Genomic DNA, 23,876 nt, shown 5'->3' with positions numbered 1-23,876 from the left:
CTCTGTGTGTGTGTCGTGGCAGTTCTTGGTGTGCTGTTGCGGCTGCTGGGCGCCATGCGCTGTTCAGATGCGCTGACGACGCAGCTCGTCTTCCTCGTCGGTGCCGCGCTCAGGGCGACTGATATCGATGCCCAGCGATTCCTCGGCACGGAAGACATCCTCGTCGAGGCCCTGGATGTCGATCTGCTGTCCTGCTGTGGACATCACCTCGACGTTCAGGCACAGCGCCTGCATCTCCTTGATGAGCACCTTGAAGCTCTCGGGGATGCCGGGCTCGGGAATGTTCTCGCCCTTGACGATCGCCTCATAGACACGGACCCGGCCCAGCACGTCGTCGGATTTGATGGTGAGCAGCTCCTGCAAGCAGTAGGCGGCCCCGTAGGCCTCGAGTGCCCACACCTCCATCTCGCCGAAGCGCTGGCCGCCGAACTGCGCCTTGCCGCCCAGCGGCTGCTGGGTGATCATCGAGTACGGCCCGGTCGAGCGAGCGTGAATCTTGTCGTCGACCAAGTGCGCCAGCTTCAAGATGTAGCTGTAGCCGACCATGATCGGCTCGTCGTAGGCCTCGCCGGTGCGCCCGTTGAAGAGCACCGTCTTGCCCGAGGGGGTCATGAGGCGGTCGCCGGTAATCGACTCGGGCCGCAGGTTCTCGAGCGTTTGCTGGATGGTGGGGTGCCGCCCAGCGGCTTCCTCCTCGTCCCAGCGCGCGCCGTCGAACACGGGCGTCGCGATGAACACCGAGGGCTCGGTGGTGGGGCGGGTCTTGCGGGCGGTGTTGCTGACCGGCTCGTTGCCGATCATCTCGGCACGGCCGTTGGGGCCGGCGGCTTTCCAGCCCCAGCGGGCCGCGTAGCCCAGATGTGCCTCGAGCACCTGGCCGACGTTCATGCGGCTCGGTATGCCCAGCGGGCTCAAGATGATGTCGACGGGCGTTCCGTCGGCGAGGTGCGGCATGTCCTCGACGGGGAGGATCTTCGAGATCACGCCCTTGTTGCCGTGGCGGCCGGCGAGCTTGTCGCCGACGCTGATCTTGCGCTTCTGGGCGACATAGACGCGCACGAGCTGGTTCACGCCAGGCGGCAGCTCGTCGTCGTTATCGCGGCTGAACACCCGAATGTCGGTGACGACGCCGTTCTCGCCGTGGGGCACCTTGAGCGACGTGTCACGCACCTCGCGGGCCTTCTCGCCGAAGATGGCACGCAGGAGCCGTTCCTCAGGGGTGAGCTCGGTCTCGCCCTTGGGGGTGACCTTGCCCACCAGCACCGCGCCCGGCTCGACCTCGGCGCCGATGCGCACGATGCCTTGCTCGTCGAGGTCGGCGAGGATGTCGTCGGCGAGGTTGGGGATGTCCTGGGTGATCTCCTCGGGCCCCAGCTTGGTATCGCGGGCGTCAATCTCGTACTCGTGGATGTGGATCGACGTGAGCACGTCGTCCTTCACCAGGCGCTCGGAGAGGATGATGGCGTCCTCGTAGTTGTAGCCCTCCCAGGCCATGTAGGCCACGAGAAGGTTCTTGCCCAGTGCCAGCTCGCCGTGATCGGTGGACGGCCCGTCAGCGATCACGGCCTGGGGCTCCACGCGATCACCGACGCGCACGAGTGCCTTCTGATTGATGCAGGTGTCCTGGTTCGAGCGTCGGAACTTGAGCAGCGGGAACTCGTGCCGCTTGCCGTCGTCTCCGGCAATGGCGACATAGTCGCCGGCGACATCGATGACCTCACCGCCGATGCCTTGACGCTCGCCCATGTCGTCTTCGACCTCGGCAAGCACCATTTCGGCAGCATCGGCCATAGCCAGGCCTTCGATGCCGGTGCCGATGTAGGGCGCCTCGGCCCGCAGCAGCGGCACCGCCTGGCGCTGCATGTTGGCACCCATGAGCGCCCGGTTGGCGTCGTCGTGCTCGAGGAAGGGGATCAGCGCGGTGGCCACCGACACGATCTGCTTCGGCGAGACGTCCATGAGCTGGACTTCGGACGCCGGCACGTAGCTGATCTCGGTGGTGGCCGCAAAGTACGTGTCGCGTTCCATCTGCAAGCGCAGATCTTCCAGGTTGGCGCCTTGGGGGCTCTTGCGCACGAGCACGCGGGGGTTGCGGAACGACCCATCGGGTTCGAGCGGCGCGTTTGCCTGCGCGACCACGAACTCCTCTTCCTCGTCCGCGGTCAGATACCGCACTTCGGTCGTGGCCTTGCTGTCACGGATGACCCGGTACGGCGACTCGATGAAGCCGAACTCGTTGACGCGGGCAAAGGTGGCCAGGGCGCCGATCAGGCCGATATTGGGACCCTCCGGCGTTTCGATGGGGCACATCCGGCCGTAGTGGCTGAAGTGGACGTCGCGCACCTCGAAGCCGGCTCGTTCCCGTGACAGACCGCCGGGACCGAGCGCGGAGAGGCGCCGGCGGTGGGTGAGGCCCGACAGCGGGTTCACCTGGTCCATGAACTGGCTGAGCTGGCTGGTGCCGAAGAACTCCTTGGTGGCTGCCACCACCGGGCGGATGTTGATCAGCGTCTGCGGCGTGATGGCCTCGACGTCCTGGGTGGTCATGCGCTCGCGCACGACCCGCTCCATGCGGCTGAGGCCGATGCGCACCTGGTTCTGGATCAGCTCGCCGACGGAGCGGATGCGGCGGTTGGCGAAGTGATCCTGGTCGTCGAGCCGGTAGCCAGGCTCGGCGTTCGCCAAGTGCAGCAGGTAGCTCGCCGTGGCTAGGACTTCGCTGCGGGTCAGCACCGTGGAGTCGGGATCGGGACGGATCAGCTCGGGATGCTCGAGTGCGGCGGGGTCATCAGGATCGACGAAGTCCAGGCCGAACAGCTCCGACACGCGGTCGAGCTCGGGTCCGAGCTTGCGGTTCAGCTTGTAGCGGCCGACCTTGGACAGCGAGTACCGGCGGTCGTCGAAGAACGCATTCTGGAAGTAGTTGTTCGCCGCGTCGGCAGTCGCCATCTCTCCGGGTCGGACCCGCTTGTACAACTCGATGACCGACTCTTCCTGGGTCGGCGCGACGTGGCGGTCTTTCTCCCACTGCGGCTCAAGGAAGTCGAAGTGCTCGACGAAACGCTCGAGCAGGCCGGGGTAGCGGTCTTCGCCGTAGCCCAGCGCACGCAGCAGCGAGAAGATGCTGAGGCGGCGCTTGCGTGCCACCCGGCTGCCAGCCGTGGGGTCTTTGCCCGGCTTGTGCTCGACGTCGAACTCGATCCACTCGCCCCGGTAGGGGTGGATCGTCGCCGTCACCAGCTGGTGCTTCGACATGTTGCGCAGCCGGTACCGCTCACCGGGCTGGAAGATGACGCCCGGCGAGCGAACGAGCTGGCTCACCACCACCCGCTCGGTGCCGTTGATGATGAAGGTGCCCTTGCGGGTCATCATCGGGAAGTCACCCATGAACACGGTCTGGGCCTTGACCTCGCCGGTATGGGCGTTCTTGAACTCGGCGCGCACGAAGATCGGCGCCGAGTAGGTCATGTCTCGTTCCTTGCACTCCTCCACGGAGAACTTGGGCGGCGGGCGCAGGTCTTCGTCGAAGGGGTCGAACGAGAAGACGAGCTGCAGATGCCCGCCGAAATCGCTGATGGGGCTGATATCGGCGAAGGTCTCAGCGAGACCCACGTCAAGGAATCGCTGGAAGGAATCCTTCTGAACAGACACGAGGTCCGGGAGTTCCAGGACTTCGTCGAGATTGCCGAACGAATAGCGTTCGCGGCCAGCACGAGACGACAACGGACTCTCCTAGCGGTTCAGTTGTGCGGGATGGGTCGCGGGCGACTGCCCACGGCAGGCAACAGGGTGGCGGATACGCGCGCAGTCGCAGGCGTCCGCAGCAACGAGGGAGCCCACCGCTGGGCTTCGATGCTGGGGACTGATGGGTGCGCGAATGGGGAGGCCACCTGTGCCACGGCCTTGTCAACGCTACCCAGCAACGCTGGACGCCACAACCGCCGCCGGGGTTCCGCGGCCTCAGACTGCGCTGCAGAGCGTGCCAAGCCGACCGATGCCGGGCGTGGTTCGGGACGCGGGACGCGGTGTCGGCTCGTCGAGCCGGTCAGGACAGCTCGACCGTGGCGCCGACGGCCTCGAGGGCCTCTTTGGCCTTGTCGGCGTCTGCCTTGGGCACACCTTCGAGGACGGCCTTCGGAGCGGCCTCCACGAGATCCTTGGCCTCCTTGAGACCCAAGCTGGTGAGCGAGCGCACTTCCTTGATGACCTGGACCTTCTTGTCGCCGATGGTTGCCAGCGTGACGGTGACTTCGTCGGCGGCCTCCTCGGCAGCCTCGCCGTCGGCATCTGCCCCACCAGCACCTGCGGCCATCATCATCGGCGCAGCCAGTGCGGCGGTGACGTCGAAGCGCTCTTCGAACGCCTTCTTCAGCTCGACCAGCTCGAGCACCGTCATGTTGCCGATGGCGTCGAGGATCTCTTCGGTGGACGTGCTCATTCGCTGTTCTCCGTGTTCGGTGGGTCGTCGGTTGATGGATGGTGATCTGCGTCGGCCGTTGCCTCTTGTGCCGGGGCAGCGGTGGCGTCAGATGCCGGCTCGGCCGTGGAAGTGTCGGCCGCGTCGTGCGGCGAGTCGGCGGACTTGTCTGCCAACGCTTGCAGCAACCCGGACATCTCGCCGATCAGGTTGTTCATCATCGAAGCCAGCTCGTTGAGCGGCGCAGCGATAGCACCCAGCATCTGCGACATCAGCTCGTCGCGTGAGGGCAGGTCGGCGAGCTCGCGCACTTCTGCTTCGCTGAGCAGCGTGCCTGTCAGCACACCGCCCTTGATGATCAGCGCGTCGTGTTCGGCAGCGAACGTGCGCAGGGCCTTGGCTGATGCCGATGGATCCTTGCCGCAGAAGGCGAGCGCTGTCGGTCCCAAGAGCAGATCGAGCGTCCCGGCCGGCGCGTCGTGCGACAGCGCGAGGCGAACCAGGGTGTTCTTGTAGATCTTGTAGCGGCAGTCGGCGTCGATGAGGCGGCCTCGCAAGTCGGCCATCTCGCCTACGTCGAGCCCTCGGTACTCGGTGAACAGCACCGCCTCGGCCTCGTTGAATCGCTCGCGGACTTCGTCCACCACGGCGACCTTGTCGGCCCGTGGCGCGCGCTCGTCAGCTGCTGCTGCTGTCGCCACTGTGGGGACCTCCTGTGTTTGGAGATGCTGCGGGAGACCGCGGCATGTGTTGCTGTCGGGCGGTGGGATCGCTCCCGGTCCCAGATTGGGCACCGGTCCGCAGATCAGACAGAACCGCACCCCGACGCTGACGCGCACAGGAAGACAGTCCGCCTCATCGGGCCCGACCCGTCTGGTTCACCCGAGGCGGGCGAACCGCTGAACGTGGTTCAGACAGGGCCGGTTTCAGGCCGAAGCCACCGGATTTCTACGGCGAGCAAGTTGTCGAGTGCCGAACGCTACAGGCCGCGCCTGGGATTTCAATGCTGCCGGACGGTGCTGACGACAACGGTGCGGGCAGCTTTGTCATGCCACCCTCGGCGGCGACCGGCATCAGCGAATGACGTGAGGTACATCGGCGCCCACGCGATGAACATCGCCCCAATGGCCACTGGGCCGGCGTCCGCGGCCGCGAGCAGCATCATCACGGCGACGCTCGGAATGACACCCGCCGCCGCCGGAACTGCCCAGCGCACGATTGCCTGGCCCAAACCGGGCGTCGCACCGTCAGCGGCGCGCACAACCCTGATGCGGCAGATCGCCTTGCCGACCGTCTGACCACGCCAAGCGATCCCCACCGGTTCATACAGCACCCACCCCACGAGCAACAAGACGCCCAAGACGACCTGGCCGCTGTCGGTCTGGTGGGTACTGCACCAGATGCAGAACGTCGCCAAGAACACCAGCAACATCCCACCAAAGGCCAGCCCCGCAAGGATCACCGCGTCAATGACCCGAGCCGCGAACCGAGCCGCGGCCGCCGCCGGCATTGCGTGCGGCTCGCGGCCTGCTGCGGTGTCGGCGTTTCGGCAGGTATCCGCACCGGGTCCGCCGTCGGGATGGTCGACGCCCTGGACGCCGTCTTGCCGCGTGTGGCGGATAGTCATGGCACCGTCTCGGTTTCCCACTGGAGCGTCACATCGGGCCGCAGCCTGGTCAAGTTCGACCCGCTGAATGCGTGAATGCGAAGTTCGTGGCCGCTCCGTAAGCGCGGGCGCACAACAAAGCTCGGCGGGTCATCGTCCAACCTCGGGTACAAGGCCCACTCAGAGTGATCTTGGGGGCGGTGGGTCGCCTGCCGATAGCGGGACCGGCCGACACCGACCGTCCAGCACACGACCGTCACGAAGTCAGTGGTCTGCCCGCACACGAACCCGCCACCAGGGACGATGGAGTCGAACTGCGCGTCCTGGGGGACGCGTGCTGTCCGGGGCTGTGTCTCGCTGCTCCATTCCCAGCACCACGGCGCTCTGTCCTCGTCGATCATGCACATGAACCCCGAACCCATCGCGATCTCAATCGAGAACGGACTCCCGGCTACGACCTTCACGTCGCCGGTGTCCCAGTGCAGCCCCCCGATCGACACCAGATCGCAGTACAGCGTGCCGCTGTAGTTGCGGCTGTTCTCGGGCCAGCAGGTGTCGCCGTCAGGGCCGCCCCGCTGCCCGAAGCTCACTCCGGCGCGTGAAGCGTCGTCGTACGGGTCGAACCCGTCGTCAAACCCGTACGGGGACAACAGCACCGCGACTCCTGCGACGTTCAGCGCCAGAATGCCCACAGCAATCAGCACCGTGCGCAGCCGAGACGCCAGCCGGGTCTCGCGCTCAAGGCGACCACGCGGCTCGTCAGACGCCGTCACTGCGGTGCTGTGGGCGGCTCGCATTCGGTTCGTGTGCTCGCGTTTTGGCAGGTGTCGGCACCGGAGCCGCCATCGAGGTGATCGGTTCCGAGGTTGCCGTCGAGAGCGTCGTCGCCCGCGCCGCCCCAGAGCCGGTCGTCGCCGTCGCCGCCGCGCAGGGTGTCAGCGCCCGGGCCGCCCCAGAGGGTGTCGTTCCCGTCAAGGCCGTCGAGGCGGTCGTTGCCGATGCCGCCATGCACCGTGTCATCGCCCGCGCCGCCGCGGATCATGTCGTCGCCGAGACCGCCCCAGATCGTGTCGCGGTCATTGCCGCCGCGCAGAGTGTCATCGCCCGCGCCGCCCCAGACGACGTCTTCGCCGCTGTTCGCTCTGATCGTGTCGTCGCCAGGGCCGCCCCAGATGCGGTCGCCGTCATCGCCACCCGTGATCATGTCGTTGCCAACGCCGCCGAGCAGACGGTCCGCGCCCGTGCTGGCCGACAGCAGGTCTGAGCCCCCGCCCCCCCACAGCCAGTCGTCGCCAGCCTCGCCGCGCAACACGTCGGCTCCCCTGCCGCCCCACACAATGTCGTCGCCGTCGCCACCGCGGACCGTGTCATGCCCGCGGCCTGCCACGATGACGTCGTCGCCGCCGAGCCCCCAGATCGTGTCGTTGCCGCCCAGCCCGCAAATCACGTCATCGCCAGGAGTTCCACGCAGCACGTCGCCCCGCGACGTGCCGAGGACCGTGCATTCCGCAGTGCCGACCATCACCGACACCTCCCCCGATGCGCACTGGCCCAACGCGTCACACACCTCATAGCCGAACGAGACGGTGCCGCCCGCGGCCGGCGCGGCGTAGCTGACGACGCGGCGTCCGCCGGAGTCCTGAGCCACCGTCGCAGCGCCCGAAGCCGGCGCGGACGTGACCCGCAGCGTGGACGGGTCGAGGTCAACGTTGGGATCGTGATCATTGCCGAGCACATCAACGTTCACGGTCTGCGACACATCGACCCACACCCAATCAGGCTCCGCGACCGGACCCGACTGCGGCGGCACCGACGCCGACAGCACCGTCTCGTGATCGTCGTCGATGATCGTGTCCTCGAAGTCCAAGCTGTACACCGAGTCCATCCCGGACCCGCCGTGAACCGTGTCCACCCCTGCGCCCGCCACTATCCGGTCGTCGCCGCCGTTGCCGTAGATGGTGTCAGCGCCATCGCCGCCATAGACCCATTCCACCCCTGCTCCGCCCAAGACGACGTCGTCGTCGCCCTTCGCGTCGATCACATGGAACGCGTGCCGGTCGTCGCGGTCCGGCACGCAGATCACATCGTCGCCGTCGGTGCCCTCGATCAGCACCACACCTGCTGTGCCCGTGACAGTGCAGCCCGCGTCCACCGTCACGGACAACGCCGCTTCGACGCCGATCCCCCACCCGTCGTACACCACATAGGTCGTATCCACCGTGCCCCAGAACCCAGCATCTGGTGTGAACGTCACCGCACCGGACGTGTCGTCGACGGCGAAAGACCCGCCCTCGGAATCGCGAACTTCGACGGAGGCCGCGTCCAAGGAACCCCCGGTCGGGGCGAGGTCATTGGCGAGCACATTAATCCGCACCGCGGTACCCAGCGTCGTGGACGCGGCGTCCCCGACGGCGCAAGGCGCGGCGCTGGGATACGCCACCAGCGGCAGACCCATCAGCGCGGTGTGGATGCCGCCGCTGGAGTTGAGGCCTGTTGCGTAGATCAGGTAGGCGCGCGGGGCGGGATCGACTGAAGCTGCAGGCGCTACAGGCACCGTCCAGGACGGCTCAACGTTCCCGTCGGCATCGGCCATGGCCGCAGCAACCTGTGGTGCGGTGAGTTGCTCTGCGCCGAGTGACGCTGCCTGCGCAGTGAAGCTCACCAGAGCGCCGGGGGCGAATCCTGCTGCTGTGAGGGTGACCTGCCCAGCCGGGGAAACGAACGGGGCCCCGCAGCCCGACCTAGCGGTCGCCGCTCGGGGCACCAGCAGCCCTGTCGAAGGCACAGCTGGCGCAGGTTCACTCTGCCCTGCAGTCGACCCGTCAGGCACTGCTGCGAAGCCATCGGCGCGCTGCTCGGTTGCTGCGGGAGGCAGCGGCAGGCCGGATTCGCTGAGATCGGCACCGGACTCGATCCGGGAGCGGATGTAGGTCTCCAAGATGCGAGCGTACGCAGCCTGTCCCGTCTCTGTCGGGTGGAAGCTGCTGCCGTCCGCGCCGCTCACATCAAGACGCAGTCCCTGTTTCGGGACGAAGCCATGCACCCACGACTCTGCCGGATTGCACGAGAAGCGACCCCGGAACCCCTGCGGCGCGTCTTCCAGCGGCACGCCGCCGACCACGTCCACGAAATGCGCGCCAGCGCGTCGTGTGGCTGAGCGGATCGTTGCGTTCAGGGCGTCGGCCGCGGCCCACATCGCCTTGGCCTCCCAATAGTCGATCTTGGTCGCTTCCGAACCCAGGACCTCCCGCAACGCCGCTCCGAGCACGTAGAACAACGAGCCGCGCAGCACCCCGGTCGCCGACAACGGGCTGCACTCTTCCACCCCCGGCCGATACATGTTCCACTGCGCCTCGCAGCCTGCTGGCAAAGCGCTGAAATCGAGTTCGACCCTATGCTGATACAAAGGAAGAATATGAACGATCCGCTCAGGATTCGCACATGGATCCACCTGCGGAGTCAGATACGGATACCCCAGCACGAACACGACCGCATTGGGGGCGACGCTCTTGAGTCGACCCAGCACCGTCACGAGCCGATTCTCGATTTCTGCCAGACGCTCCGCCGACGGGGCAGGGTCACAATGCTGCACCAGAGCACACACCATGACGCCTCGGCTGAACTCCGCATCGTTGCCGCCGATGGTGATGGTGATCATGTCTACGTCGCCCATGCTCTGCTCCCGGGCAAGGGACACCGCTTGGCGCTTCTCGTAGCCGTCGGGTTCCAGCAATACGTTCCGACCTGCATTGCCGTTCTCCACATCGAACTCAACCCCACGTCGAAGGCTCGGCGCCATATGGGAAGGCCTGTTCGTCGAAATCGACTCGTCGGACAGCCCGTCGCCATCCGGATCATCGGGATCAAAGACGTTCAGCGTGACCGCACCGCTGCAGGCGTAGGTGACGACGGCCTCAGCGGTGTCCAGCTCGCCGCGACGTAGAACTTCTTCATGAAACAGCGCGGGGTACGCGTTACTCCAGCGGCGACAGTACTGGTCGGCGGGGTAGGTGCCGCTTTGGTAGCTACCCGGCTCGGGATTGTCGCCGGCTTCCCCTGAGGAGTAGGAGTCGCCGAGGGCGACGTAGCTCACGGCTGCCTTGGCGACAGGGATTTGGACGGTGTCCGACGGCTCGCGGACGGGGTGGTTGGGGCTTGCCTCGTAAGTGCCGTTTCGGTTGCGGTCCCACCAGACGCGCAGGTCGTCCTGCTGCGAGCCCGTGGCGGCCAACGCCGGCGCCCCCACCCGATAGCGCACGGTGAAGACGCCCTCAGCGTCAGTGGAGCAGTGGCTCGAATAGCTCGGCGAGGACAGCCCAGGCACCGGCGGCACCGCACACATGAGCTCCGCTGCGCTGCTGGGTCCCGCGAATACCGACATTCCCACTACAGCGTTCGCGAGCGGCACCTGTACCGGCACCATCGTGCGCGACACGGGGTCATAGGCGCGCTCCCCGGTAGGCACCAGCGCCGCCAGGCGCAGCGTTGCCCACTGCCCCGGGCGCCACAATCGGTCAGCGCGGCCGAGGTTCACGATCTCGAGGTCCTCGGCCAGCCGGTACGGGAGGCCATAGCCACCGCCCGGCACACGGCTGGAGAAATCCGTCGCCACGATCTGTGACGGCTCGCCGACGTCGCGCGCCCCGTTGCCGTTCAGGTCGATCCACACCCGCAGCTGGTGCGCCTTGCCCACAGCACTGTCGGCAACCCGCACAATGTGCGTTGCCTCCGCGCGGGCCGACAACAGCCCCGCCCCAGCAACGGTCGCAACGCAGCCGCCCGCCGCGGTGAGCGACGCAGTCACCGGCGGCGTGCCACCACTGAGGCACCAACCGCTCGCCAGCGGCGCCGACGGTCCGAACAGGACCTCCACGCCCGTCCGGTAGCCACCAGTGCCCGCAGAGCCGCCCTCACAGGACATCTCCACATCGACAAAAACATCTGTCCACACGCTGTAGGCCGGCTGGACCACGTCGAACACATCTCCGATCGAGCCCGACACCCGGGCACCCTGACAAGTGCTCGCGGTGAACGCCGACGCACTCGGAGCGGGGTCGTCGTCGGTGATCGTCGCCGTCACGGCTGTGTCTGCTGTCGCGGCTCCTGCGAGATAGGAGATCTGCACGCTGAACGACTCGGTGCTCTCAGCAGTGCTGTCGTCAGTGAGCGGCACGCTGATCGTCGCCCGGCTGCCGTCGGCAGCGATCACCACAACGCCGGACGCGCGCTGATAGTCCGAGCCCTCCGCAGCCGTGCCCGAGCTGGTCTCCCACCGCGCCCATATCGGCGCAATCTGTGCCGCCGCTGCCGTCACACCGTCGGGCAACGCCGCCTCCAAGGTGAACACCGCTACGCCGTCGCTCTCAACCGCCGCTGCGGCGGTCACCGACACGTCCCGCTGTTGCAGGCCCTCTGGGGCGACTACCGCGGGACGGTCCACCCATGCCGACCATGTGCCGTCGTCGGTGGAGCTGTTTGCGCGTGCCCGGACGTCATAGGCGCGGCCCATGACGAGGCCTTGGATCGTGTAGCCGCGCGCCAACGGCGAGATCCTGCTCGCCGACGCAGTCTGCTCTTCGCCGCCCTCAAGCCAGCGCCACTCCACCTCGTACTCGACGACGCTGGAACGGATCCTCGCACGCTCGGCATCGCCGAAACCGCCCCAGGACACCGCCAGCGAGTCTCCCGAACGCGCCGCAGCCCCGACATCTGGCGGCGCCTGAGGCGCAGCCCCAGAACTGCGATGGAATGCGACCTCGCCCAGGAACACCCCAGGCGGCTCCTGCGCCGTCGACGGCGGCGACGGCGGCCCGCAGCGCAGCTGCACACGGCGTCCCTCGTTCCTCCTCAACAGAGTCGAGAAATGGGAAGGCGCATTCGATGTGCTGAACCCCAGATCCGGCGCCGTCAACCGAACGATCCCTGCACCGTCATCGACGAACGCCAGACCGCTCACCAACGACCATGACTCGGCACCCGCTCGGCGGTCCCACAACGTGTAGTCCTCGCCGCATCCGCTGGCCCACCACACGCTGTAGCGAGCACCCCGGATTCGCTGGAAGAGGACCCCGAGGCCGCTGTAGGTGGACATCCGACCGCCCAAGAAGCTGCCCGGTGCCGCGTAGCTCGTGACCCAACCACTCACGGTCGACTGCCCGGCGACGCTACGCACCGACCGCACTGCGACCGCGTAGGCCGTGCCGTCGGCCAGTCCCGTGATGTCCGCACGCCACCTGTCTCCGTCACGCACCGGCACCGCCACCTTGCGATCCCGCGCATCGCCCTCCGGCCAGTACTCCACCTCATAGCCCGAAGCGGACGGCACCTCGTCCCACGTCACGATCAACGCGCCGCGGGCAGGCGCCACCATCACCTTCGCGGGCGTCCACCCGCCCGCAATGCCAGAACCCGACGCCGACCAACCGGTCACATACAGCACATGGGCGGTTTCGCCGCCAGTCCACACGGCGCGCACTTGCACCTCATAGAGCGCGCCCCGGACCAGACCCCGCACCGTGAACGGTGACCCTGCGCTGGCGCGTGCCGACGACCACTCCTGCTCGCCGATCCGACGCCACTGCAACTCATAGCGGCTGCTCCCGGCCACCGTCGGCCACGACACTTGAAGGCCTCCCGACAACCCGTCAAGGCGCGACCCGACCGCCGGAAGCCCTGGTGCATCGGGCGGAACCACCGCCACACGACTGACGAAACTGCGGGCCGCGGCGCCGCTCGTAGCCTCTATGCGGCGTTCCCCTGAATCGGTGGGAACTGTGTACGACACAGCTGCTCTCTGTGAGGACAGCGCCGGCTCCGCCGAACCCAGAGTCACCACCTGCCCCGACACCGACACCAAACTAACCGGACGGGCCGAATCGCCCACGACAACACCAAAAGCGCTCACCGGTGGCACCGAGTTTGCGTCCAGCACGGCGTCATACACCAACTCCACCGACGAAGCATCGGCCAATACCACCGCCAACGGCTCATAGGCCGGCGCCCAGGACACGCTCAGCGAATAGGAGCCGACCTGCCCCGCCGAGCCGGTCGTGACCTCCGCCGTGTAGGTCCCCGCCGCCAGCAGCAGATAATCCAGCCGCGCCCGACGACGAGCCGTAACGCCCCGACGAACCCTGACCGCGGCCCACCTCCGCACCCGAGCCGTCGCTCAAGATCACGAACGAACGCGGCGAGCTCGGCCCCGCAGACACCGACACCGTCGCCGCCGCAGCCAACGAGAACGTGTGACGCCGCGCATAAAACGTCGACGTGCCGTCAGGATCACGCCGCGACGACGTGCAGCCCGCGTCCACCGCCACGATCCCCGACACCGACACACTCGGAGACTCCGCATCCAACGTGCCCAGATCGCGCACGCACGCATCCGCCGGCGCCCAGGACACGCTCAGCGAATAGGAGCCGACCTGCCCCGCCGAGCCGGTCGTGACCTCCGCCGTGTAGGTCCCCGCCGCCAGCAGCAGATAATCCAGCCGCGCCGACGACGAGCCGTAACGCCCCGACGAACCCTGACCGCGGCCCACCTCCGCACCCGAGCCGTCGCTCAAGATCACGAACGAACGCGGCGAGCTCGGCCCCGCAGACACCGACACCGTCGCCGCCGCAGCCAACGAGAACGTGTGACGCCGCGCATAAAACGTCGACGTGCCGTCAGGATCACGCCGCGACGACGTGCAGCCCGCGTCCACCGCCACGATCCCCGACACCGACACACTCGGAGACTCCGCATCCAACGTGCCCAGATCGCGCACGCACGCATCCGCCGGCGCCCAGGACACGCTCAGCGAATAGGAGCCGACCTGCCCCGCCGAGCCGGTCGTGACCTCCGCCGTGTAGGTCCCCGCCGCCAGCAGCAGATAATCCAGCCGCGCCGACGACGAGCCGTAACGCCCCGACGAACCCTGACCGCGGCCCACCTCCGCACCCGAGCCGTCGCTCAAGATCACGAACGAACGCGGCGAGCTCGGCCCCGCAGACACCGACACCGTCGCCGCCGCAGCCAACGAGAACGTGTGACGCCGCGCATAAAACGTCGACGTGCCGTCAGGATCACGCCGCGACGACGTGCAGCCCGCGTCCACCGCCACGATCCCCGACACCGACACACTCGGAGACTCCGCATCCAACGTGCCCAGATCGCGCACGCACGCATCCGCCGGCGCCCAGGACACGCTCAGCGAATAGGAGCCGACCTGCCCCGCCGAGCCGGTCGTGACCTCCGCCGTGTAGGTCCCCGCCGCCAGCAGCAGATAATCCAGCCGCGCCGACGACGAGCCGTAACGCCCCGACGAACCCTGACCGCGGCCCACCTCCGCACCCGAGCCGTCGCTCAAGATCACGAACGAACGCGGCGAGCTCGGCCCCGCAGACACCGACACCGTCGCCGCCGCAGCCAACGAGAACGTGTGACGCCGCGCATAAAACGTCGACGTGCCGTCAGGATCACGCCGCGACGACGTGCAGCCCGCGTCCACCGCCACGATCCCCGACACCGACACACTCGGAGACTCCGCATCCAACGTGCCCAGATCGCGCACGCACGCATCCGCCGGCGCCCAGGACACGCTCAGCGAATAGGAGCCGACCTGCCCCGCCGAGCCGGTCGTGACCTCCGCCGTGTAGGTCCCCGCCGCCAGCAGCAGATAATCCAGCCGCGCCGACGACGAGCCGTAACGCCCCGACGAACCCTGACCGCGGCCCACCTCCGCACCCGAGCCGTCGCTCAAGATCACGAACGAACGCGGCGAGCTCGGCCCCGCAGACACCGACACCGTCGCCGCCGCAGCCAACGAGAACGTGTGACGCCGCGCATAAAACGTCGACGTGCCGTCAGGATCACGCCGCGACGACGTGCAGCCCGCGTCCACCGCCACGATCCCCGACACCGACACACTCGGAGACTCCGCATCCAACGTGCCCAGATCGCGCACGCACGCATCCGCCGGCGCCCAGGACACGCTCAGCGAATAGGAGCCGACCTGCCCCGCCGAGCCGGTCGTGACCTCCGCCGTGTAGGTCCCCGCCGCCAGCAGCAGATAATCCAGCCGCGCCGACGACGAGCCGTAACGCCCCGACGAACCCTGACCGCGGCCCACCTCCGCACCCGAGCCGTCGCTCAAGATCACGAACGAACGCGGCGAGCTCGGCCCCGCAGACACCGACACCGTCGCCGCCGCAGCCAACGAGAACGTGTGACGCCGCGCATAAAACGTCGACGTGCCGTCAGGATCACGCCGCGACGACGTGCAGCCCGCGTCCACCGCCACGATCCCCGACACCGACACACTCGGAGACTCCGCATCCAACGTGCCCAGATCGCGCACGCACGCATCCGCCGGCGCCCAGGACACGCTCAGCGAATAGGAGCCGACCTGCCCCGCCGAGCCGGTCGTGACCTCCGCCGTGTAGGTCCCCGCCGCCAGCAGCAGATAATCCAGCCGCGCCGACGACGAGCCGTAACGCCCCGACGAACCCTGACCGCGGCCCACCTCCGCACCCGAGCCGTCGCTCAAGATCACGAACGAACGCGGCGAGCTCGGCCCCGCAGACACCGACACCGTCGCCGCCGCAGCCAACGAGAACGTGTGACGCCGCGCATAAAACGTCGACGTGCCGTCAGGATCACGCCGCGACGACGTGCAGCCCGCGTCCACCGCCACGATCCCCGACACCGACACACTCGGAGACTCCGCATCCAACGTGCCCAGATCGCGCACGCACGCATCCGCCGGCGCCCAGGACACGCTCAGCGAATAGGAGCCGACCTGCCCCGCCGAGCCGGTCGTGACCTCCGCCGTGTAGGTCCCCGCCGCCAGCAGCAGATAATCCAGCCGCGCCGACGACGAGCCGTAACGCCCCGACGAACCCTGACCGCGGCCCACCTCCGCACCCGAGCCGTCGCTCAAGATCACGAACGAACGCGGCGAGCTCGGCCCCGCAGACACCGACACCGTCGCCGCCGCAGCCAACGAGAACGTGTGACGCCGCGCATAAAACGTCGACGTGCCGTCAGGATCACGCCGCGACGACGTGCAGCCCGCGTCCACCGCCACGATCCCCGACACCGACACACTCGGAGACTCCGCATCCAACGTGCCCAGATGCCCGACACAACTGGACGACTTGGTCTGGTCGGTCGATTGCGCTGAAGACGTTGCCGACAGCAGCACCACCAAAGCCATCGCCGCGGGAGCAATCAGCCATAACACTCGGTGCGACATGGCAGCAATCGGCTAGTTCACGGCTCGCAACAGGCGCACGACGATAAGAAGCTACTCGTGGTCGCCGCGAGCAATTGTGATGCCTTCAGCGCCACCCATCGTCGCCGCCGAAGGCGGCTTGGGACAGTGCTGCACCCTCGTGCTGCCAGCCGTGCTTCAGCTTCGGACGTGCCTCCGGCCCGTACAGCCAAGCGCTCACGTCGCGCACCGTGATGGTGCGAGCACCTCGGGGGCAGGTGGCGAGACTGGCGACATCCGGGGGACCGTTCAGTTGAAGCCGGGAAACCCGTCAGTTGAAGGTGGTGGGGTCGATATGGATTCCTGGGCCCATGGTGGAGGACACCACCATCTTGCGGACGTAGCGGCCTTTGGCGCTGGCCGGCCTTGCCCGCGCCAGCTCGTCCATGACCGCTTCGAGATTGGCGCTCAAGTCCTCAGCGGAGAAGCTCACCTTGCCGATCGCCAAATGCACGTTGCCGTACCGGTCCGTGCGGTACTCGATCTTGCCGCCCTTGAATTCGCCCACGGCCTTGCTGACATCGGGCGTGACCGTGCCGGACTTCGGATTGGGCATGAGGCCACGCGGACCCAGCACCTTGCCCAGCCGGCCCACCACGCCCATCATGTCGGGCGTCGCGATCGCCACGTCGAAGTCGGTGAAGCCGCCCTCCACACGCTCGGCCAGATCGGCGCCGCCCACGACATCGGCACCTGCCTCAGAGGCTTCTGCCGCGGCGTCGCCCTGCGCGAACACCGCGACACGCACGTCTCCGCCCGTTCCCGAAGGCAACGCGACGGTACCGCGCACCATCTGGTCGGCCTTGCGCGGGTCCACGCCGAGCCGCACCGACAGGTCGACGGTCTCATCGAACTTCGCTGGTGCAAGCGTGCGCACCATGTCGATCGCCTGAGAGGGCTCGTGCATCATCTGCCGGTCGTACCGTCGGGTCGCCTCGGCGTACTTCTTGCCTGACATTTTGGGGGTCTCCTCTGCTGCGCCGCTACTCAGACCGCGGGCTCGTGCATCATCTGCCGGTCGTACCGTCTGGTCGCCTCGGCGCAACTGCTCGCTGACATCTCTCATCTCCTGCGCGGCGATTCAGCCCGCGACTTCGATGCCCATCGACCGCGCCGTGCCGATGACTTGCAACTTGGCGCTCTCGAGATCTCGAGCGTTGAGGTCCGGCATCTTGGTGGTGGCGATTTCGGCCACCTGGGCCCGTGTGATGTGAGCCACGGTCTCGCGGCCGGGATTCTCAGCCGCCTTCTCCAGCCCTGCTGCCTTTCGCAGTAACACCGACGTGGGAGGGGTCTTGGTAATGAAGGTGAAAGAGCGATCCTCGAAGATCGTGATCTCTGCGGGCACGACCGTGCCGCGCTGGCTCTCCGTCTTGGCGTTGTACTCCTTGCAGAAGTCCATGATCGCCACGCCGTGCGGGCCGAGCGCAGTTCCCACCGGCGGTGCGGGTGTTGCCTGGCCCGCGGGAATCTGGATCTTCACGACCGCGCTCACTCGCTTGCGCCTCGAAGACCGTGCTGGGCTCTCTGCCATGGGGTGCTCCTTGTCGAGTTGAATGTGCGGCAGTCCAGGCGAAGCCGGGCGCCGCTGCGGCTCAGATCTTTGCGACTTGTACGAAGTCGAGCTCGACGGGAGTTTCTCGGCCGAAGATGTTCACCAGCACCTTCACCTTCAGCTGCTCCTCGTTGATCTCGATGACCTGACCCTGGAAGTCAGAGAACGGTCCTTCCTTGATCCGCACGCCCTCGTCGATCTCGAAGATCATCGAAGGCTTGGTGCGGCGCGGCATCTCGGGTCCGTCGTCGGGCTCGGCGAGAAACGACTCCACCTCCCTGCGGCGCAGGGGCGACGGCTTGCCGCCGGGACCCGCGTACCCCGTGACCCCGGGCGTGCTGCGGATCATGTGGTGGGCCTCGTCGCTGGGACGGCAACGGATCAGCAGGTAGCCGGGGAAGACCTTCTTCTTGGCGACAACCTTGCGGCCGCCCTTGAACTCGATGACGTCCTCCATCGGGATCGCGACTTCGAGAATCTGCTCCTCCATGTCGAACGTTCCGATGCGGGCTTCGAGGTTCTGCTTGACCTTCTTCTCGTAGCCCGACTGCGTGTGCACGACGAACCAGCGCCCTGGGCGGTCGTAGGGCGAGACCCGCTTGGTCTCAGGCTCTTCTGCAGCGAGCAGCTCATCCTCGCTGAGCACGTCGACGAATCCGCCCTCGTCGGCGGCATCCGCGGCGTCAGCAGATTCGGCCGCCCCGGCACCCGGCCCCATCAGGGTGGTTGCCGTCTGAGAACTCAGCAACCGGCGCGCGGTCGCCATCGGATCCGTCTCGGGTACTGCGGGGGTTTCGGTCACGTCACTCATGTTCATCAGTTCTGAAGTTCGTCAGTTCACGTCAAAGAGGCGCAGGACGCCTTCGCCCAGAGTCCAGTCGAATCCGGCGATCATCGCGGTCAGAATCACGATGGTGATGAACACGACGACCGAGTAGTTGACGATCTCGGCGCGGGTCGGCCAGATCACCTTCTTGAGCTCGGAACGAACTTCGCCGACGAACTGGGCCGGCCCAGTTCGTTCCGTGGTGGGCGATGCTGACGCCGCCTGGCGTCGCTCGCGCCTGCCCGCGGGCGCGCCGTCAGCCCCCATCTCGCCCTGACGCTGCAGGTGACGGCGTGTCCGTCGGTTCATGGCCATCGGGGAAGTCTCCGACCTTCTCTTCCTTGAGGACTTGTCTTCGGGGGCTTGGGCACAGTCAATTCGGTCCGGCTGAGGGTCAAACTTGGCGGAAGCGCAGGGCAGGAGGGACTCGAACCCGCAACCGCCGGTTTTGGAGACCGGTGCTCTACCAAATTGAGCTACTGCCCTCAGCGTCGGCGCATCGGGGGCGATACGCGGTGACTCTCAGTGCGGTCATTCTCGGCGAATGTCCGCCGCAACAGGCTACCCGCAGCAATCTGGGTCGCGTCCAGCGGACTCTGGCCGCAGTAGCGGACTCTGGCCGCAGTAGCGGGACTGGGACTCACTGCGCCCAAGGCCCGCAGCGAAGCTGCGGCGAAGGACCTCACGATGCCGTGTCTATGGCGGCGACCGCAAACGGCCGCCGCTGCCGTGCGCTCTGACCAACTGAGCCATCCCGCCAGATCGTGACGGGAGAAGGCCGGATGGGTAGCGGGACTGGGACTCGAACCCAGGACCTCACGATTATGAGCCGTGCGCTCTGACCAACTGAGCTATCCCGCCAAAATATGCACGCAGAGCCTACTGGCACCACCATTCACGCTCCCCGCCAGGACCTCACGATGCTGCGCTACCGGCGGCGACCGCAAGCGGCCGCCGCTGCCGTGCGCTCTGACCAACTGAGCTATCCCGCCAAAATATGCACGCAGAGCCTACTGGCACCGCCGATCGTGCTCCCCGCCAGGACCTCGCTCGGCGAGCCCCGTGCCGGAATCGAACCGGCGACACCAGCCTTACCATGGCTGTGCTCTGCCTACTGAGCTAACGGGGCGAAATCGGCGCACAACCCGAGCGGTCTGCACCGACATGTGTGGGGTCTGGAGTGTAGCTGTGGACCCCCGATAGCTTCGCTGTCGTGCGGACCCGGCTGGCCACGATGGCCGATGCTGATGCCATCGCGGAGATCTACAACCGCGAGGTCACCGAAGGCACCGCGACGTTCGACATGGTGCCCCGCACCGCCGCGGAGCAAGCGGCCTGGATGCAGGACCACTCAGGTGCCTACCCCTGCATCGTGGCGGTGCCCGACACCGGCAGTGACGACAACCCCGGCGACACGGTGCTGGGCTGGGCGTGCCTGTCGCCATACCGCACCCGGCCGGCGTACTCAACCAGCGTCGAAGACTCCGTCTATGTCCACCGCGACCACCACGGTCGCGGCGTTGGCAGCCTGCTGCTCGGCGACTTGGTGGCGCTGGCCGACGAGCACGGCTTTCACGCAGTCTTCGCTCGTGTCGCAGATGCCGGCGCCGCTTCGGTGGCGCTGCACGCCAAGCACGGCTTCGAGCTCGTCGGGGTGGAGCGAGAGGTGGGCCGCAAGTTCGGGCGATGGCTCGACGTGACGCTCATGCAGCGCCTGCGCCCGACTTGACGCATTTCGCGGATCCAGTTGCGGTCACGACTCGTCGCGCACGGCAACGTTGTACTGCGACAGGATCAGCGTGATGAGATCAAATGCCTCCGCGCCGCATGACGAGTTGGCCGACATCACGATGTCGCCCGTGCCGATTCGATCGCCGAAGAAGACGAACGCGAAGCCGTCGGGCTCCCGACCCGAGCGCCACGTGAGTCCCTGTGCCCAATCGGCCCACTCGCGGATCGCCGCGGACCACTCGCGCGTCACGGGGTACTCGGTCGATGGTCCGATGGTCAATCGGGTGTCAATTCCGATGGCGGCGAGGTCGCTGCCAGAACGAAGGCTGACCAGTTCGAGACCTGCTGCGACGTCGATCTGACTGACGCACAACCCGGAGACCTCTTGGGAGAGCATTTCGCGCTTTCCGAATTGACTGACCGGCAGATCTCGAAGCAGTTTCTCCGCGACGGCAGTTCTGTCGTCCGCGGCAGCGTAGAGAAACGGGTACGGGTCCTGCGTTGCGGAATCGAAGCGGCCTCCCGCGAACTCACTCGCGAGGTCTTGGGCGACCGGATTCGGATTGAACTCGTCGGCGGGGTATTTCTCCCTGTGTACACGCCACAGCGGAGTTCCGGCCGATAGCGGGAGTTTGTTCGGAGTGCCGTTGAATTGAGTGGGTGGATCCGGCAGCGTCCGCAGGCGCCTTGATGGGGCGGAACCCATGGAGACGAGTTCCGCCTGTTACCGCAAGTACGTGGTGCCCTGACCGCGCGGCTATGCGGCCGGATCGGTCATCGCCTGCGCCGCAGCAAATACGGCATCGGCTAGGCGACGGCCCTCATCATCAGAGGAAGCGCCACCTTCTCCGATATCTGCGGCCGTGTGCATCAGGTCGGCCGGGCGGCCCCCCAATCGAACGTGCTCAGAGAACCACCACGAAGCGACACCCCAGGGGTCATCGGCAGCCCTCAAGTGCTGATTGACCCGCTGCGTCGTCTCATATGCGGAGCCTCTTTGGTCAAATTGGAATCTCGGATACAGGAATCCGCTGTCGGTCGGCAGTGCCAGCAGCATCGAATCGGCGCGCCTCGAGCGAATGTCCGCGATGTCCAGGTGACCATGGCTGACTGCAGCAACCTCGTCTTCGCTGTACATCGGCTCGTCCAGCACTTGCTGCCGCACGGCGGCCCTCAGCCGTGCCGGGGCCGCAAGCACCTGCTCAGATTCATCGAGCAGAACTCTGAGCTGTTCGACCAAGCCCCGCGTCACGTCTCGGATATCGGGGTCGTCCAACATCTGGGCGCTGTGCGCGGCAATTGCGATTAGCTGATTCTGCACATGGCGAGCGAGAGCGTTGCGGAGTCCCGCGCCGCCTTGCTCAAGAGACTGCTCATATTGCCAATCGACGCCGACGCGGCGCTTGCAACGGTCACGCAGTGCCTTATCGATCAGCGAGGACGACGAGACCACGACGTACGAGGGGCCAGGTACTTGCACGGGCTCAGCTGGAAGGAGCGCCATGGGCACAAGAAGGTCTCGCACCGCAGGGGTCACGCGAATCACAGGGTCTGCCGACGAGGCACCCCCCACGACCTCGTGAACGACACGCTGCAGGATGGACCAAGTTGGAGGTGCCGGAGCGGCTTGCAGCCAGCCCTCAGCGTGCTTGGCCGAATCATCGAAGATGCTTGGGTCGTAGAGACCATCAAGGTGGGTCTGCGACATCATGCCTCCAACGTGAGATTCGCAATGCCAGCAGCTTCCAAGGTCTCCCTCAGCGATGTGGCTTTTTCAATCGCCCGCTCGATTGTCGTCTTCATGACTCGCAGGTCGGACTGGTCCAGCGCCACATAGAAGCTGTTGCGTTTGCCCTCCCGCACAAAGTCAACCTTGAGCGAATGCGTCAACACAACCGCGTCCAGTCCCTCAGACACCTCGCCGCCGAACACGGGCCGAATGTCGGTGAGGATCCGAGCGTCCAAGAAGACGCTCTGGTGCTCCTGCATGAGAGCCAAACTCTTATGCAGGACCTGGGTCGACCTCTGCTCAACCAAGTACTTGATCCGAGCGGCGAGACGCTGCTGGCCTTCGTTCTCCAAGCTCAGCGCTTCAGATGAGGCCATCTCGTCACTCAGTTCGCTGATGTCTAGTTCGCTCGCTTCAGCATGGGCAGCGGTTGACAGCATCATTGAGAGCAGCGCTCGCGCCTCGTCAGCGGTTAGCTCGGCCAACTGGCCCGCTCGCTCGACGAAGTCAACGATGCCGGACGGCTCGTCAAGCGCCTCCACCGCGGTGCATAGGGCCTCATAGTCATCCGGTGAGATGTCGTTGAGCTTCGCAAGCACGGGGACGAAGGCCGTGGGCAACTGCTGAGTCATCATGGCTGTCCTCGGGTCATGCCCAGCCCGCCCGGTTCCTCGCAGGCAGCGCAGCAGCATAGGCGGCCACGAATCGGGGCGTCGCGCAGGACTGCTGAGGTCGTGGCAATCGACGGCACATTGTGAGTTATAGCGCGCGCTTGTTCGCACATGGTGAATCAAGAGTCCTTTTCAGAAGTGCCAGGGGAATTGCTCGAATTCCGGGTCTCGCTTTTCGAGGAATGCGTCGCGCCCTTCGGCGGCTTCGTCGGTGCCGTATGCCAGTCGGGTGGCCTCCCCCGCGAACACCTGCTGGCCGACGAGGCCGTCGTCGATGAGGTTGAACGCAAACTTGGCCATGCGCTGCGCCGTCGGTGAGCGCGACACGATTTCCGCAGCCCACTCCAGCGCGACCGATTCCAGCTCGGCGTGGGGCACCACGGCGTTCACGTCACCCATATCGAACCGCTCCTGGGCGGTGTAGGTGCGGCCGAGGAAGAAGATCTCGCGGGCCTTCTTCTGGCCGATCTGGCGCGCCAGGTAGGCCGAGCCGAAGCCGCCGTCGAAGCTGGCCACGTTGGTGTCGGTCTGGCGGAAGCGGGCGTGCTCTTGGGACGCAATGGTCAGATCGCACACGACGTGCAGGCTGTGGCCGCCGCCAGCAGCCCAGCCGCTCGCCACGCAGATGACCACCTTGGGCATCATCCGGATCAGCCGCTGGCACTCCAGGATGTGCAGGCGCCCGGTACGGGCCGGGTCGATCTCGGCGGCGGTCTCGCCGTCCGCGTAGCGGTAGCCGTCACGGCCCCGAATGCGCTGGTCGCCGCCCGAGCAGAACGCCCAACCGCCGTCCGCGGGAGCCGGCCCGTTGCCGGTGAGCAGGATGCAGCCGACATCGGGCGTCATGCGGGCGTGGTCCAGCGCCCGGTACAGCTCGTCGACGGTGTGCGGCCGGAAGGCGTTGCGCACATCGGGCCGATCAAACGCGATGCGAACGGTTCCGTGCTCGGTACTGCGGTGGTAGGTGATGTCGGTGGGATCGAATCCGTCGACGGCGTCCCAGCGCGACGGGTCGAAGATGTCCGAGACGTGTGGCAAGAACGGCATGGGTGCTCCAAGGCCGGCCGGGTAAGCGCAGTGAACCC

16 protein-coding genes and 4 tRNA genes are annotated in these 23,876 nt (G+C 66.6%); 1 reads left to right on the top strand and 19 read right to left on the bottom strand.

Going from position 1 to position 23,876, the window contains the following annotated elements:
- Positions 1-63: 63 nt before the first annotated feature.
- The 15 genes from ACOGJB_RS12925 to ACOGJB_RS12855 form a co-directional block, all read right to left on the bottom strand.
- Entirely contained in the window at positions 64-3,723 is a 3,660-nt protein-coding gene (locus ACOGJB_RS12925; protein WP_419837517.1) for a DNA-directed RNA polymerase subunit beta, read from the bottom strand.
- Positions 3,724-4,045: 322 nt separating this feature from the next.
- Positions 4,046-4,438, bottom strand: a complete 393-nt coding sequence (rplL, locus tag ACOGJB_RS12920; protein ID WP_419837516.1) for a 50S ribosomal protein L7/L12 — start codon at positions 4,436-4,438, stop codon at positions 4,046-4,048.
- Positions 4,435-5,118, bottom strand: coding sequence for a 50S ribosomal protein L10 (gene rplJ / locus ACOGJB_RS12915; RefSeq protein ID WP_419837515.1), 684 nt, complete (start codon positions 5,116-5,118; stop codon positions 4,435-4,437). Before rplJ ends, rplL begins: the two co-directional genes overlap by 4 nt.
- 299 nt (positions 5,119-5,417) lie before the next feature.
- On the bottom strand, positions 5,418-6,044 hold the full coding sequence (locus ACOGJB_RS12910; protein WP_419837514.1) for an RDD family protein: 627 nt from the start codon (positions 6,042-6,044) through the stop codon (positions 5,418-5,420).
- Complete coding sequence (locus ACOGJB_RS12905; RefSeq protein WP_419837513.1) at positions 6,041-6,796, bottom strand: hypothetical protein; 756 nt, start codon at positions 6,794-6,796, stop codon at positions 6,041-6,043. Before ACOGJB_RS12905 ends, ACOGJB_RS12910 begins: the two co-directional genes overlap by 4 nt.
- The gene (locus ACOGJB_RS12900; RefSeq protein WP_419840740.1) at positions 6,793-11,532 is read right to left on the bottom strand and encodes an Ig-like domain-containing protein; all 4,740 of its coding nucleotides are present in this window, start codon (positions 11,530-11,532) and stop codon (positions 6,793-6,795) included. Before ACOGJB_RS12900 ends, ACOGJB_RS12905 begins: the two co-directional genes overlap by 4 nt.
- A gap of 1,477 nt (positions 11,533-13,009) precedes the next feature.
- Positions 13,010-16,249 (bottom strand): hypothetical protein, encoded by a 3,240-nt coding sequence (locus ACOGJB_RS12895; protein ID WP_419837512.1) that lies wholly within the window; start codon positions 16,247-16,249, stop codon positions 13,010-13,012.
- Between the two features lie 301 nt (positions 16,250-16,550).
- The gene (gene rplA, locus ACOGJB_RS12890; RefSeq protein ID WP_419837511.1) at positions 16,551-17,237 is read right to left on the bottom strand and encodes a 50S ribosomal protein L1; all 687 of its coding nucleotides are present in this window, start codon (positions 17,235-17,237) and stop codon (positions 16,551-16,553) included.
- Positions 17,238-17,360: 123 nt separating this feature from the next.
- Positions 17,361-17,813, bottom strand: coding sequence for a 50S ribosomal protein L11 (gene rplK / locus ACOGJB_RS12885; RefSeq protein WP_419837510.1), 453 nt, complete (start codon positions 17,811-17,813; stop codon positions 17,361-17,363).
- Positions 17,814-17,874: 61 nt separating this feature from the next.
- The gene (gene nusG / locus ACOGJB_RS12880; RefSeq protein WP_419837509.1) at positions 17,875-18,645 is read right to left on the bottom strand and encodes a transcription termination/antitermination protein NusG; all 771 of its coding nucleotides are present in this window, start codon (positions 18,643-18,645) and stop codon (positions 17,875-17,877) included.
- Positions 18,646-18,666: 21 nt separating this feature from the next.
- Positions 18,667-18,975: a preprotein translocase subunit SecE gene (secE, locus tag ACOGJB_RS12875; RefSeq protein WP_419837508.1), complete on the bottom strand. Its 309-nt coding sequence runs from the start codon at positions 18,973-18,975 to the stop codon at positions 18,667-18,669.
- A 97-nt stretch (positions 18,976-19,072) separates the two neighbouring features.
- Positions 19,073-19,146, bottom strand: a tRNA-Trp gene (locus ACOGJB_RS12870).
- A gap of 139 nt (positions 19,147-19,285) precedes the next feature.
- Positions 19,286-19,419: transfer RNA gene (locus ACOGJB_RS12865), tRNA-OTHER, on the bottom strand.
- Between the two features lie 28 nt (positions 19,420-19,447).
- Positions 19,448-19,521: transfer RNA gene (locus ACOGJB_RS12860), tRNA-Met, on the bottom strand.
- A 195-nt stretch (positions 19,522-19,716) separates the two neighbouring features.
- Positions 19,717-19,789: transfer RNA gene (locus ACOGJB_RS12855), tRNA-Thr, on the bottom strand.
- Between the two features lie 84 nt (positions 19,790-19,873).
- Between ACOGJB_RS12855 and ACOGJB_RS12850 the strand changes: the two genes are divergently transcribed.
- Complete coding sequence (locus ACOGJB_RS12850; RefSeq protein WP_419837507.1) at positions 19,874-20,389, top strand: N-acetyltransferase family protein; 516 nt, start codon at positions 19,874-19,876, stop codon at positions 20,387-20,389.
- A 24-nt stretch (positions 20,390-20,413) separates the two neighbouring features.
- On the opposite strand, the gene ACOGJB_RS12845 is transcribed toward ACOGJB_RS12850, so the two are convergent.
- From ACOGJB_RS12845 to ACOGJB_RS12830, 4 genes are all read right to left on the bottom strand, one after another.
- A complete protein-coding gene (locus ACOGJB_RS12845; RefSeq protein WP_419837506.1) occupies positions 20,414-21,097 on the bottom strand; it encodes an RES family NAD+ phosphorylase in 684 nt (227 codons plus the stop codon).
- Between the two features lie 51 nt (positions 21,098-21,148).
- Positions 21,149-22,102, bottom strand: a complete 954-nt coding sequence (locus ACOGJB_RS12840) for a hypothetical protein (RefSeq protein ID WP_419837505.1) — start codon at positions 22,100-22,102, stop codon at positions 21,149-21,151.
- Complete coding sequence (locus ACOGJB_RS12835) at positions 22,099-22,755, bottom strand: hypothetical protein (RefSeq protein ID WP_419837504.1); 657 nt, start codon at positions 22,753-22,755, stop codon at positions 22,099-22,101. The genes ACOGJB_RS12840 and ACOGJB_RS12835 overlap by 4 nt, the downstream gene beginning before the upstream one ends.
- Before the next feature lie 168 nt (positions 22,756-22,923).
- Positions 22,924-23,838 carry a 1,4-dihydroxy-2-naphthoyl-CoA synthase gene (locus ACOGJB_RS12830; RefSeq protein ID WP_419837503.1) on the bottom strand — a complete coding sequence of 305 codons (915 nt, stop codon included), beginning with the start codon at positions 23,836-23,838 and terminating at the stop codon, positions 22,924-22,926.
- Positions 23,839-23,876: the final 38 nt, after the last annotated feature.

Origin of the sequence: Candidatus Poriferisodalis sp. (genome assembly GCF_965208895.1) — a bacterium.
Lineage (GTDB): Bacteria > Actinomycetota > Acidimicrobiia > Acidimicrobiales > Poriferisodalaceae > Poriferisodalis.
The sequence above is the reverse complement of the archived record's forward strand: the minus strand, read 5'-3'. Positions and strand labels throughout refer to the sequence as shown.